The sequence below is a fragment of the Nocardioides allogilvus genome, assembly GCF_003047285.1.
Lineage (GTDB): Bacteria > Actinomycetota > Actinomycetes > Propionibacteriales > Nocardioidaceae > Nocardioides > Nocardioides allogilvus.
Genome location: NZ_PZYX01000002.1, coordinates 458,930 through 471,348, shown reverse-complemented (window position 1 = coordinate 471,348; position 12,419 = coordinate 458,930). Strand labels below are relative to the sequence as shown.

Annotated in this window: 11 protein-coding genes; 5 read left to right on the top strand and 6 right to left on the bottom strand. The window is 70.6% G+C overall.

What is annotated here, in order from left to right; genetic code table 11:
- Positions 1-6 precede the first annotated feature (6 nt).
- From C9J87_RS05655 to C9J87_RS05645, 3 genes are all read right to left on the bottom strand, one after another.
- Complete coding sequence (locus C9J87_RS05655) at positions 7-645, bottom strand: alpha/beta hydrolase (protein ID WP_232819835.1); 639 nt, start codon at positions 643-645, stop codon at positions 7-9.
- Between the two features lie 95 nt (positions 646-740).
- Complete coding sequence (locus C9J87_RS05650; protein WP_107704928.1) at positions 741-2,357, bottom strand: MFS transporter; 1,617 nt, start codon at positions 2,355-2,357, stop codon at positions 741-743.
- A complete protein-coding gene (locus C9J87_RS05645) occupies positions 2,354-3,001 on the bottom strand; it encodes a TetR-like C-terminal domain-containing protein (protein ID WP_010832126.1) in 648 nt (215 codons plus the stop codon). Before C9J87_RS05645 ends, C9J87_RS05650 begins: the two co-directional genes overlap by 4 nt.
- A 188-nt stretch (positions 3,002-3,189) precedes the next feature.
- Between C9J87_RS05645 and ligA the strand changes: the two genes are divergently transcribed.
- Both ligA and C9J87_RS05635 read left to right on the top strand, forming a co-directional pair.
- Entirely contained in the window at positions 3,190-5,352 is a 2,163-nt protein-coding gene (gene ligA / locus C9J87_RS05640) for an NAD-dependent DNA ligase LigA (protein WP_010832127.1), read from the top strand.
- Between the two features lie 74 nt (positions 5,353-5,426).
- Positions 5,427-6,671, top strand: coding sequence for a calcium-binding protein (locus tag C9J87_RS05635; RefSeq protein ID WP_010832128.1), 1,245 nt, complete (start codon positions 5,427-5,429; stop codon positions 6,669-6,671).
- Positions 6,672-6,680: 9 nt separating this feature from the next.
- On the opposite strand, the gene C9J87_RS05630 is transcribed toward C9J87_RS05635, so the two are convergent.
- The 3 genes from C9J87_RS05630 to C9J87_RS05620 form a co-directional block, all read right to left on the bottom strand.
- Entirely contained in the window at positions 6,681-7,127 is a 447-nt protein-coding gene (locus tag C9J87_RS05630; RefSeq protein WP_010833812.1) for a cytidine deaminase family protein, read from the bottom strand.
- A 72-nt stretch (positions 7,128-7,199) separates the two neighbouring features.
- The gene (locus C9J87_RS05625) at positions 7,200-8,333 is read right to left on the bottom strand and encodes a hypothetical protein (RefSeq protein ID WP_010833811.1); all 1,134 of its coding nucleotides are present in this window, start codon (positions 8,331-8,333) and stop codon (positions 7,200-7,202) included.
- Positions 8,326-8,856: a SigE family RNA polymerase sigma factor gene (locus tag C9J87_RS05620; protein ID WP_010833810.1), complete on the bottom strand. Its 531-nt coding sequence runs from the start codon at positions 8,854-8,856 to the stop codon at positions 8,326-8,328. Before C9J87_RS05620 ends, C9J87_RS05625 begins: the two co-directional genes overlap by 8 nt.
- 78 nt (positions 8,857-8,934) lie before the next feature.
- On the opposite strand from C9J87_RS05620, the gene gatC reads away from it, so the two are divergent.
- The 3 genes from gatC to gatB are packed head-to-tail and all read left to right on the top strand — an operon-like array spanning position 8,935 to position 12,268.
- Positions 8,935-9,234: an Asp-tRNA(Asn)/Glu-tRNA(Gln) amidotransferase subunit GatC gene (gatC, locus tag C9J87_RS05615; protein WP_010833809.1), complete on the top strand. Its 300-nt coding sequence runs from the start codon at positions 8,935-8,937 to the stop codon at positions 9,232-9,234.
- On the top strand, positions 9,231-10,763 hold the full coding sequence (gene gatA / locus C9J87_RS05610; protein WP_010833808.1) for an Asp-tRNA(Asn)/Glu-tRNA(Gln) amidotransferase subunit GatA: 1,533 nt from the start codon (positions 9,231-9,233) through the stop codon (positions 10,761-10,763). Before gatC ends, gatA begins: the two co-directional genes overlap by 4 nt.
- Positions 10,760-12,268, top strand: coding sequence for an Asp-tRNA(Asn)/Glu-tRNA(Gln) amidotransferase subunit GatB (gene gatB / locus C9J87_RS05605; protein ID WP_010833807.1), 1,509 nt, complete (start codon positions 10,760-10,762; stop codon positions 12,266-12,268). The genes gatA and gatB overlap by 4 nt, the downstream gene beginning before the upstream one ends.
- Positions 12,269-12,419 lie beyond the last annotated feature (151 nt).

Below are 12,419 nucleotides of genomic sequence, written 5' to 3'. Positions count from 1 at the left end.
CGCGGCCTACGAGTCGCGAGCGTCCTGGTGCAGCCGTAGCAGCTGCAGGGCGGAGGTCGAGGCGACGGTGTTCCAGGCCTCGACCCCGGTCAGCATGTAGTGGCCCAGCGCGCCCATGTCGACGAGCTCGACGGCGGTGGCGATGCCCTTGGCGCGCTCGACGTAGCGGGTGGTCTCGGCGAACGAGGTGATGCGGTCCCGGCGACCGTGGGCTGCGACCAGGGCCCGGCCGGACAGCGTGGAGACGGGGTCCTCGGCCGCCCACCACGGCGCCAGCCCGACGACGCCGACCACGGACGGGTCGTCGGCGACATGGACCGCCACCCGAGCGCCCATGGAGTGGCCCAGCAGCACGACGGGTACGTCGCCGTGCGCCGTACGCACCGCATCCAGTGACCAGCGGGCGTCCTCGATCCGGTCCCGGCCGCCGTTCCAGCCGCGCTCGCGGTAGCGCAGCAACCACACGTGCGCCTCGGCGGCGTGTGCCTTGGCGGCGATCGACCGCGCCATCCACTCCGAGCGACGCCACGACGCGCTGCGGCGGTCGACGGGCTGCCGCGAGCGGGGCTTGCCGCCGTGGAGCATCAGCACGACGGCCTCGGCAGGCCCGCCGGCGGCGTAGGTCGTCAGGGTGGGTTCGCTCACGTGGATCCCTTCGGAGCCGCCCGCCCCTCCGGATTGGACACGCCGACCCACCCGAGCGGCTCGGGCGGGTCGGCGTGGACGCTTCATGGGGTTGCTCAGTGACCCGGGACGCTCGCGGGACCGTCGGTGGCGAGCTCCTCGTGCTTCACGTCGAGGAACAGCCACACGATGGCCGAGCCGGCCAGCATCAGGAACGTCCCGAAGAAGAAGGCCGCGGCTGCGCCGCTCGGGAACGAGCCCAGCTGGAGAGCGGCCTCGAGGAGTCCGGGCTCGGGGTTGGTGCCGAGGCCCTGGGCGATGCCGGGCGCGATCTTGTCGGCGTGGCTGGTGGCGTAGTTGCTCGCGACCGTGGACATGATCGCGAGGCCGAGGGCGCCGCCGACCTGCTGCATCGTGTTGAGCACGCCGGAGCCGATGCCGGAGTCCTCGGAGCGCACGTGGTGCACGGCCGTCAGGGTGAGCGGCACGAAGACCGCGCCCATGCCGAGCGACATCAACATGATGAACGGGAAGATGCTCGTCCAGTAGTTCACGTCGGCACCGAGGTATGCGCCGCTCGTCAGCGCGGACAACACGCTGTCGGCGCCGTCCGGGACGCTGAGGCGGGAGAACCCGAACAGTGCGGCAGCGGCCATCGCCGTACCGGTGCCGGCGATGAAGCGCGGATCGATCCGGCTCACCAGGTTGGACACGATGGTGGCCGAGATGACGATGCCGACGCTGAACGGCAGGAACGCGACGCCGGCCTTGAGCGGGGAGTAGCCCATGATGTTCTGGATGTAGAGGCTGAGGAAGAAGAACATCGAGAACATCGCGGCCGGCATCAGCATCATCGCCGCGAACGACGCGGCACGCGTCTGGTTGGCGAAGATGCGGATGGGCAGCAGCGGGTGCTCCACGCGCGACTCGATCACCGCGAAGATCGCCAGCAGGGCCACACCACCCGCGAGCGACGCGAGGGTCACCGGGTCGCTCCAGCCGTGGGCGGCGTCACCGGCGCGGGAGAAGCCGTAGACGAGGCCCAGCAGACCGAGGGTGCCGGTGATCGCGCCGGGGATGTCGAGCTCGCCGGGGTGACGCTCGGACTCCTGGAAGTAGCGGGGTGCGAAAGCGGCGGCGACCAGGCCGATCGGGACGACGATGAAGAAGGTCAGGCGCCAGCCGTTGACGGGCGTGCCGAGCAGCTCGAGGTCGTGGATGCCGGTGAGCCAGCCACCGAGGATCAGGCCGACCGCGGCACCCGCGCCGGACATCATGGCGTAGACGGCGAAGGCGCGGTTGCGCTCCTTGCCGGCCGGGAACGTCGTGGTGATCAGCGCCAGGGCGGCGGGGGAGGCGAGTGCGGCACCGAGGCCCTGGACGGCCCGCGACGACAGCAGCATGGCCTCGTTCTGCGCGAGGCCACCGGCCAGGGAGGCGATCGCGAAGATCGTGACACCGATCATGAAGATCCGGCGGCGGCCGTAGAGGTCGCCGAGGCGACCACCGAGGAGCAGCAGGCCACCGAAGGCGAGGGCGTAGCCGGTCACGATCCACTGCAGGTTGGACTGGGAGATGTCGAGGTCCTGGCCGATGAAGGGCAGGGCGATGTTGGCGATGGTGCTGTCGAGCACCACCATCAGCTGGGCGAGCGAGATGAGGACGAGCGCCCAGCGCAGGCGCTTGTGCTCCTCCGGGGTCACCTCGGGGGTGACCTCTGCGGTGTCAGTCATGAAGTTTCCTTCTCAGTGGGGTCGGTGGGGAACTGGTCTGAGGCTGTCGGCAGATGCGGACAGGTTGCGGCCGGAATGATGATCTGGTCGACGATTCGCGCGATGCGCTCCTCGTTGGGTTCTTCGCCGTGGAGGAAGAAGCGGTGCATGACGATGCCGGCCAGGGCCGGCGCGAGGACGGAGATGTCCGCGCCCGCGCCCAGCTCTCCGCGCTCGAGGGCACGGGCGAAGATCGCGGAGCTGGCCGCCACCTTGGGCGCGAGCACGTCGCGGCGGTAGGCCTCGGCGAACTCCTCGTCGCGCACCATCGCGGTCAGCACGCTGGTGAAGGTGGAGACGGCGCGGGCGTCGCCGAAGCCGCCCATGCCGCAGTAGGCGGCCATCAGGTCACCGCGCAGGGTGCCCGTGTCCGGCACCTCGCTCGGCTGCTTCTGGGAGAGCAGGGCGTCGATGACCAGGCTCACCTTGCCGTTCCAGCGGCGGTAGAGCGTGGCCTTGCTGGCCTTGGCAGCCGAGGCGACGGCGTCCATGGTCAGGCGGTCGTAGCCGACCTCGGCGAGCACGTCGAGGGTGGAGGTGAGGATCTCCTGCTCACGGTCGCCCTCGATGCGCGGGCGCGTCGCCTGCGGTTCCGGGGACGTCATGGTGGTGCTCCTGTCGTGATGAAACGAAACGGTTTCGTTCCCAAGCAGGAAAGTAGGGGAAATATTCCGATGGAACAACTTCGTTTCATCGAACGCGCGGCAAACTTCCCCAGGTTCGGGACGAGTGGGCGTGCCTGCACGCGTCGGCCCTGCAGCCGGGTGTCGGTGCGGACGGGCAAACTAGCCCCATGAATGAGTCGGAGAGCCCAGCCGTCGAGCCCGCGGCGCCCGAGGCCCGTGAGCGTCACCAGGAGCTGAGCGAGCAGGTGGAGGACGCCCGCTGGCGCTACTACGTCCTCGACGACCCGACGCTGTCCGACGCCGAGTTCGACGTGTCGATGCGCGAGCTGGAAGCGCTCGAGGAGGCCCACCCGGAGCTGCGGACCCCTGACTCGCCGACCCAGACGGTGGGCGGTGCGGTGTCGACCGAGTTCACCGCCGTCGACCACCTCCAGCGGATGGAGAGCCTCGACAACGCCTTCTCCTTCGAGGAGCTGGCGTCGTGGCACGCCCGGCTCGCCCGCGACGGTGTGGCGTCCGCCGACCTGCTCTGCGAGCTCAAGGTCGACGGCCTGGCGATCAACCTCCTCTACGAGCAGGGCCGCCTGGTCCGCGCCCTGACCCGCGGCGACGGCCGCACCGGCGAGGACGTCACGCCCAACGTCAAGACCATCGACTCGGTCCCGCACCGCCTGAGCGGCACCGACGAGTTCCCGGTCCCGGAGCTCGTCGAGGTGCGCGGCGAGGTGTTCCTCCCGGCCGCCGCCTTCGAGCGGCTCAACGCCTCGATGGCCGACGCCGGCAAGCCACTGTTCGCCAACCCCCGCAACGCCGCGGCCGGCTCGCTGCGCCAGAAGGACCCCAAGGTCACCGCGACCCGTGCCCTCGGCATGGTCTGCCACGGGCTCGGCGCCCGGCAGGGCTTCGAGCCCACGGCGCAGTCCGCGTCCTACGCCGCCATGCGGGCCTGGGGCCTGCCGACCTCCGACCAGGTCAAGGTCGTCTCAGGCCTGGCCGACGTCGAGGCCTACATCGAGCACGTGGGGGAGCACCGCCACACGATCGTCGGCTACGAGATCGACGGCGTCGTGGTGAAGGTCGACGACGTCTCGCTGCAGCGACGGCTCGGCTCGACGAGCCGTGCACCGCGCTGGGCGATCGCGTTCAAGTACCCGCCCGAGGAGGTCAACGCGCGGCTCCTCGAGATCCGCGTCAACGTCGGGCGCACCGGTCGCGTCACGCCGTACGGCGTCATGGAGCCGACGAGGGTCGCGGGCTCCACCGTCGAGAACGCCACGCTGCACAACTTCCACGAGGTGCAGCGCAAGGACGTCCGGCCCGGGAGCCCGGGGGACACCGTGGTGCTGCGCAAGGCCGGTGACGTGATCCCCGAGATCGTCGGCCCGGTGCTCGCGCTGCGCCCCGAGGGTCTGGAGCCGTGGGTCGCGCCGACGACCTGCCCGGCGTGCGAGACCCCGCTGGTCCAGCAGAAGGACGGCGACAAGGACATGCGCTGCCCCAACTACGCGAAGTGTCCAGCCCAGGTGCGCGAGCGCACCTTCTTCGTGGCCGGTCGTGGTGCCTTCGACATCGAGGGCCTGGGCTATGAGGCCGCCGTCGCGCTGATCGATGCCGAGGTGATCGCCAACGAGGGTGACATCTTCGGCCTCACCGCTGACCAGCTGCTGACCACCGACCTGTTCACGCGCGCGGCGAAGAAGGGAGCCCTTCGAGACGGCGCTGGCGCGTCTCCTCAGGAACCGGGATCCAGGGAGCTGTCCGCCAACGGTCAACGCCTGCTCGACAACCTCGACAAGGCGAAGGCCGTGCCGCTGTGGCGGGTCGTCGTCGCGTTGTCGATCCGCCACGTCGGACCGACCGCCGCGCGGGCACTGGCGACCCAGTTCGGCTCCATGCAGGCGATCGAGGAGGCCGACGAGGCGACGCTGGCCAACACCGACGGAGTGGGGCCGACGATCGCGGCGTCGGTGCGCGAGTGGTTCGACGGGCCCGAGGCCGACTGGCACAAGGAGATCGTGCGCAAGTGGCGCGAGGCCGGGGTGACCATGCAGGACGAGCGCGACGCCTCGGTCAGCCGCACCCTCGAAGGGCTCACGATCGTGGTCACCGGCTCGCTCGAGGGCTACACCCGTGACTCGGTCAAGGAGGCGATCATCGTGCGCGGTGGCAAGGCCTCGGGCTCGGTGTCGAAGAAGACCGACTACGTCGTGGTCGGCGACAACGCCGGGTCCAAGGCGGAGAAGGCCGAGCAGCTCGGCGTGCCCATCCTCGACGAAGCAGGCTTCGACGCCCTGCTGGCCGACGGCCCGGCCGTCGCCAGTGAGGCGTAGGACAACTCCGACCAGGTTTGCGACGTCCCACCTGTGGTTAGGAACCACAGAGGTCGTCTTCTCGGAGGTTTGAAATGCGTCTGCTCCCCACCATCACCGCTGCTGTGGTCCTGGGCCTGCCCGTCGTCGCGCTGGGAGCACCCGCCCACGCGGCTGCTCCGACGTGTGCGGGGGAGAAGGCATCGATCGTCGGCAACGCCAAGGCCAACAAGCTGACCGGTACGGCGAAGCGTGACGTCATCTGGGCCGGCGACGGCAACGACACGATCTCCGGGCTCGCGGGCAACGACCTCATCTGCGGCGGTGGCGGGGCCGACCGGATCTCGGGCGGCCCCGACGACGACCGCATCTTCGGTGAGCTCGACGGCTATGCCGCCGACAAGTTCGGTCGCTTCCACCGCGCCGGCGACACGATCGTCCCGGGTGCCGGCAACGACTACGTCGACCCCGGCTACGACGCCCGCGCGGTCTCGCCCGGCATCGACGTCAAGCCCGACACCATCAGCTACGCCGGCGCTCCCACCGCTGCGGTGGTCGACCTGCGCGCCGTTCCGGCCACGGTGGGCGCCGACGGCGCCGACACGATCGTGATCGCGGCCGGTTCGCCGATCGGCTTCGTCGGGACACCCTTCAACGACGTCATCCGCGGGACCTACAAGTCCGACCGGCTCCACGGCATGGCCGGTGACGACCAGATCTTCGGCCAGGACGGCGACGACGTCATCACCCCCGACGGCGACGACAGCGCTGGCAACGACATCGTCGACGGCGGCTCCGGCGCCGACAAGATCACCAGCGTGGCCGGCTACGACACCCTGATCGGCGGGCAGGGCAGCGACGTCATCACCAACACCTCGCTCAACAAGACCTTCATCAAGGGCGGCTCCGGCGGGGACACCGTGACCGTGCCGGTGCCGGGGGAGGCCGGCTTCGACGTCGTCGGCAACAGCGGGCAGGACAAGCTGCGCCTCGTCGCCTACGCCAACCCGGCCCTCTTCCCGACCGTGCGCATCGACCAGCGCAAGGGCCGGACCACGATCACCAAGCTGCAGTCCTTCACCGTCGTCGGCAAGATCCAGAGCTTCACCGAGGTCTCGCTGCCGGGCAACGCCAAGACGATCTACAAGGGCACGAAGAAGGGCGAGGTCATCGACGCCCACCCCGACTTCCGCGCGATCATCAAGGCGCGCGGTGGCTCCGACGTACTCACCGGATCCGACGAGAAGGACCTGCTGATCGGCGGCAGGGGCTTCGACCTCGGGTTCGGCAAGGGCGGCAAGGACACGTGCAAGCTGATCGAGCGCCGCAAGAGCTGTTGAGGACCGGCGCTAGGCCGTCGGGGAGCCCGCGCTCCCGTTGCGCACGTAGGCGCCGGGGAGCAGGTCGGTGACGAGCACGCTGCGCGGGCCGTCCGCGGTCAGGACGAGCACGCGGCAGGCCGGGTGGTAGTCGACGAGGACCTGGCGGTCGCGACCACACGGCGCCAGGATGCCCCGGCCGCCGTCGCCCACCGCGACGATGGTCACGATCTCGCGCGCCCCGTTGGCTCGCGCGGCCCCCAGCGCCACCAGCTCGGCGCAGGGCCCGCCGGTGAAGTGGTAGACGTTGACGCCCGCGAACATCCGCCCGTCGCCAGCCCGCACCGCGGCGCCGACGGTGTGGATGCCGTCGTCCTCGGGTGGCGCCGCATCCGTGTTCGCGTCGATCGTGCGGGTGGCCAGGGCCACGAGGTCGAGGTCGTCGGCGTCGAGCTCGCGTGCGCTGGCGAAGGTCATGACACGCATTGTGTCCCGACGAGCGAGGGCGGTGGCGGACCCGAGGGGTCGCCACCGCCGTCGCGGCCGAGCTCAGCTGTCGTAGGCGTTCCCGCCGAGCCTCAGGTTCTGCCCCACACCAGGTCCAGCCTCGGTCGTGCAGGCAGCCGTCACCGGGTCGCACACCTCGACCTCCGTGCCCGACACCCGGTAGGGCCTGCCGTCGGACGTCCAGCCCCAGGCGTACGGATCGCCCGCGAGGGTCACGCGCTGCTGCGTGGCGACGTCGTAGATGTCGACGCCGTCGGCGTTGATCCCGTCCCGGGTGAAGCGCAGGTACTTCCCGTCGGGGGAGAGGGTGCCGAAGCCGTACTCACCCTCCTCCAGTGGGACGACGAGGGCGCTGGCGCCCGTGGCTGCATCGACGACCGACACGACCAGCTCGGGGCGGCCGTCGACGAGCTTCTCGCCGGAGTCGACCGCGAAGCCGCCGCTGACCTGCGGCATCCCACCGCCGAGTCCGTCCGCGGGCTGCTTCTCACCCGTGCGCCAGTTGACGGCGTAGGCCTCCTCCTCGAACCCGGCGTAGACGACGTCGCCGTCGAGGGCGAGCGGTGGCACCGGCCAGTAGCTCATCGGCAGGTCGGGCAGCGGGACCGAGCCCACCTCGTCACCGGTGGTGGCATCGCGGACCACGACCCGGAAGCCGTCGCCCGACTTCTCGGCCAGTGCGTAGACCGGCTCGTCGGGATCCGTGGCCGGACCGACCCCCTCCGGGATCGTGCCGAGGTCGGTCGTGGTGCCGTCGGCGGCGACCAGGGTCAGGCTCTCGGGACCCGAGCCGTCGGAGGCACCGTCGTTGGGATTGCTGCGGGTCAGCACGCCGACCGACGTGTAGTGCAGCGAGTGCAGGGTGTCCGGGATGGTGGCGCTCACGCCGTCGACGACGACGGTCGAGCCGGCGCCGTACGCCACGACGTCGCGTGCCGACTCCGTCGAAGCGATCGAGTCGGTGGCCTTGTCGTCCCCGGGACCATCGGAGCCGCCGAGCGCCAGCGCGGTGCCGGTGCCGATGACGGCCACGACCGCTGCGGCGGCGAGGAACACCGTCGCGCGGCGGCGGGTGCGGGCTTGTCGACCCCGGCCGAGGATGGTCGCGTGGTCGACCGACGGCACGTCGAGCGCGGCCGCCTCGTCGCGGAGCAGGGCGGTGAGTCGTTCAGTCATGGTGGGCTCCCAGGGTCTCGGGAATCACGGCATCGCCGAGCAGCACGCGCAGCTTGGCGAAGGCCTCGTAGGTCTGGCTCTTGACCGTCCCGGTCGAGCAGCCGAGGGCGTCGGCGGTCTCGACGACGGAGAGGTCCTCGTAGTAGCGGAGGACCACGACCGCGCGTTGTCGCGGCGGCAGCTGGCCCAGGGCGTCGATGACCGCGGGCCGGGTGCTGGGGTCCACGGCGTACGCCGATTCGGGCATCGACGAGGTCGGCAGCTCGTTGCGCCAGCCCTTCTTGCGGAACCACGACGAGGCCGTGTTGACCAGGGTTCGGCGGGCGTAGGCCGGAGCGGCGGCGCGGTCGTCGATGCGCGACCAGGCGGCGTACGTCTTGGCCAGGGCGGTCTGCGCCAGGTCCTCGGCCAGGCCGCGATCGCCGAGCAGCAGGTAGGCCGTGCGGTAGAGCCCCGGCCAGCTGGCCTGCACGAACTCGGTGAAGTCACCGTCGTGTCGCGCGCCAGAGGGTGGTCGAGCCATCAGTCCTCCTCGAATGGATTGTCACCCCAACAGACGCCGCGTGCGGCACATCGGTTGGCCGCACCTAGGATTCAGCCCATGCCCGAGATCACCAGAGACGAGGTCGCGCACCTCGCGAACCTCGCCCGCATCGACCTCGACGACGCAGAGCTCGATCACCTCGCCCCCCAGCTGAGCGTGATCCTCGAATCCGTCGCCTCCATCAACGGCGTGGCCGGTGACGACGTCCCGCCGACGTCGCACGCGCTGCCGCTGACCAACGTCTTCCGCGACGACGTCGTGACGCCCGGCCTGACCGCCGAGCAGGCGCTCGCCATGGCGCCCGCTGTCGACCAGCAGCGGTTCTCCGTCCCGCGGATCCTGGGGGACGAGCAGTGAGCAACGCGATCACGATCCGAAACACCGCCGCCGAGATGGCGCAGGCGCTCGCCGACGGCACCACCACCAGCGTCGAGCTCACCGAGCTCCACCTCGACCGCATCGCCGCGGTCGACGGCGCTGTCCACGCCTTCTTGCACATCGACCGCGAGGGCGCGCTCGACCAGGCTGCCGCCTCCGACGCCCGCCGCGCGGCCGGTGAGACGCTGAGCCCGCTCGACGGCGTGCCGATCGCGGTCAAGGACGTGCTCGCCACCGAGGGCCTGCCCACGACGTGCGGGTCGAAGATCCTCGAGGGCTGGATCCCGCCGTACGACGCGACCGTCGTGGCGAAGCTCAAGGCCGCCGGTCTCCCGATCCTTGGCAAGACCAACATGGACGAGTTCGCCATGGGCTCCTCCACCGAGCACTCGGCCTACGGCCCCACCCGCAACCCGTGGGACCTCGACCGGATCCCCGGCGGCTCCGGCGGTGGCTCGGCCGCGGCCGTGGCTGCCTTCGAGGCGCCGCTCGCCATCGGCACCGACACCGGCGGCTCGATCCGCCAGCCCGGCGCGGTCACCGGCACGGTCGGCGTGAAGCCGACGTACGGCGGAGTGTCCCGCTACGGTCTCGTTGCCCTCGCCAACAGCCTCGACCAGGCGGGCCCGGTCGCCCGGACCGTCCTCGACTCGGCGCTGCTGCACGACATCATCGGCGGGCACGACCCGCGCGACTCGACCTCCATCGACCAGGCGTGGCCCTCGTTCACCGACGCGGCCACGACCGGTGCGACCGGTGACATGACCGGCGTCAAGATCGGCGTCATCACCGAGCTGGCCGGGGACGGCTGGCAGGACGGCGTGATGGCCCGCTTCCAGGAGTCGATCGACCTGCTGGTCAAGGCCGGCGCCGAGGTCGTCAAGGTCTCCTGCCCGAGCTTCGTGCACGCGATGGCGGCCTACTACCTCATCCTGCCGGCGGAGGCGTCCTCCAACCTCGCCAAGTTCGACGCCATGCGCTACGGCCTGCGCGTCGTGCCCGACGGCGACCCGAGCGCCGAGGACGTCATGCGCGCCAGCCGCGACGCCGGCTTCGGCGACGAGGTGAAGCGCCGCATCATCCTCGGCACCTACGCCCTGTCCAGCGGCTACTACGACGCCTACTACGGCCAGGCCCAGAAGGTGCGCACGCTGATCAGTCGCGACTTCGAGGCGGCCTTCGAGCAGGTCGACGTGCTGGTCTCGCCGACCGCTCCGACCACGGCCTTCAAGCTGGGGGAGAAGCTCGACGACCCGATCGCGATGTACCTCAACGACCTCGCGACGATCCCCGCCAACCTGGCCGGCGTCCCCGGCATCTCGGTCCCGAGCGGCCTCGCCGACGAGGACGGGCTGCCTGCCGGCTTCCAGATCCTCGCCCCCGCGCTCGAGGACGAGCGCCTCTACCGCGTCGGTGCCGCGCTCGAGACCCTGCTCGCGCAGGAGTGGGGCGCTCCGCTGCTCGACAAGGCTCCCGCCCTTCCCGAGATCGCCGAGGAGACCCGATGACCGACACCTTGCTCACCTTCGAGGAGTCGCTGGCGAAGTTCGACCCGGCGATGGGCCTCGAGGTCCACGTCGAGCTGAACACCAACTCGAAGATGTTCTGCGGCTGCCCGACCGAGTTCGGCGCCGAGCCCAACACCCAGGTCTGCCCGACCTGCCTGGGCCTGCCGGGCGCCATGCCGGTCGTCAACCGGATCGCCGTCGAGTCGGCCATGCGCATCGGCCTCGCGCTCAACTGCGAGATCGCCGGGTGGTGCCGCTTCGCCCGGAAGAACTACTTCTACCCGGACATGCCGAAGAACTTCCAGACCTCGCAGTACGACGAGCCCATCGCCTTCGACGGCTACATGGACGTCAACGTGCCGACCGAGGACGGCGGCATCGAGGTCGTGCGGGTCGAGATCGAGCGCGCCCACATGGAGGAGGACACCGGCAAGTCGCTGCACGTCGGTGGCGCCACCGGCCGCATCCACGGCGCCGACTACTCGCTGGTCGACTACAACCGCGCCGGCATCCCCCTGATCGAGATCGTCACCCGCCCGATCATGGGCACCCGCGCCAACGCGCCGGCCGTGGCGAAGGCCTACGTCGCCCAGCTCCGTGAGCTGATCGTCGCCCTCGGTGTCTCCGACGCCCGGATGGACCAGGGCTCGATCCGCGCCGACGTCAACCTCTCGCTGGCCCCGGCCGGCAGCGGCGGCCTCGGCACCCGCACCGAGACCAAGAACGTCAACTCGCTCCGTTCGGTCGAGCGCGCCGTGCGCTACGAGATGCAGCGGCACGCCGCGATCCTCGACTCCGGGGGCTCGATCCTCCAGGAGACCCGCCACTGGCACGAGGACACCGGCGTCACCACCAGCGGCCGCGAGAAGTCCGACGCCGAGGACTACCGCTACTTCCCCGAGCCCGACCTCGTCCCGGTCGCGCCGAGCCGCGAGTGGGTCGAGGAGCTCCGCGGCACGCTGCCGGAGAACCCGACCGTCAAGCGCCAGCGCCTGCAGGGCGAGTGGGGCTTCTCCGACCTCGAGATGCGCGACACCATCGGAGCCGGCGCGTTCGGCCTCGTGGAGGAGACCATCGCCGCCGGTGCGACCCCGCAGGTCGCGCGCAAGTGGTGGCTCTCCGAGCTCGCCCGTCGCGCCAACGACACCGGCACCGACATCGCCGGGCTCGGCGTCTCGCCGGCCGACGTCGTCGCCGTACAGAAGCTGATCGATGCCGGTTCGCTCAACGACAAGCTGGCGCGCCAGGTCTTCGAGGGCTTGTACGCCGCCGAGGGCACGCCCGAGGAGATCGTGGCCCAGCGCGGGCTGGCGATCGTGTCGGACGACGGCGCCCTGGGCGCTGCGATCGACAACGCGATCGCCGCCAACCCGGACGTCGCGGACAAGATCCGCGACGGCAAGGTCGCCGCCGCCGGCGCGCTCATCGGAGCGGTGATGAAGGAGATGCGCGGCCAGGCCGATGCCGGTCGGGTGCGCGAGCTCATCTTGGAGAAGCTGACCTGACGGCGTCTTGTACGCTGCGCTCGACAACACCATCAACCGCCCGCAGCGGGGAAGCCGGTCCAAGCCCGGCGCTGACCCGCAACCGTAGGCGTTCCGATCCAGGTCGGAGCGCGAGCCGGACCGCCCGTTGCGAGCGCATGAACCCACGCTG

Excerpts from the sequence above, each read along its gene's own strand:
- gatB (WP_010833807.1), top strand. The coding sequence starts at position 10,760 with ATGACCGACACCTTGCTCACCTTCGAGGAGTCGCTGGCGAAGTTCGAC.
- C9J87_RS05625 (WP_010833811.1), bottom strand. The coding sequence starts at position 8,333 with ATGACTGAACGACTCACCGCCCTGCTCCGCGACGAGGCGGCCGCGCTC.
- C9J87_RS05635 (WP_010832128.1), top strand. The coding sequence starts at position 5,427 with ATGCGTCTGCTCCCCACCATCACCGCTGCTGTGGTCCTGGGCCTGCCC.
- C9J87_RS05620 (WP_010833810.1), bottom strand. The coding sequence starts at position 8,856 with ATGGCTCGACCACCCTCTGGCGCGCGACACGACGGTGACTTCACCGAG.
- C9J87_RS05630 (WP_010833812.1), bottom strand. The coding sequence starts at position 7,127 with ATGACCTTCGCCAGCGCACGCGAGCTCGACGCCGACGACCTCGACCTC.
- C9J87_RS05650 (WP_107704928.1), bottom strand. The coding sequence starts at position 2,357 with ATGACTGACACCGCAGAGGTCACCCCCGAGGTGACCCCGGAGGAGCAC.
- gatC (WP_010833809.1), top strand. The coding sequence starts at position 8,935 with ATGCCCGAGATCACCAGAGACGAGGTCGCGCACCTCGCGAACCTCGCC.
- C9J87_RS05645 (WP_010832126.1), bottom strand. The coding sequence starts at position 3,001 with ATGACGTCCCCGGAACCGCAGGCGACGCGCCCGCGCATCGAGGGCGAC.
- ligA (WP_010832127.1), top strand. The coding sequence starts at position 3,190 with ATGAATGAGTCGGAGAGCCCAGCCGTCGAGCCCGCGGCGCCCGAGGCC.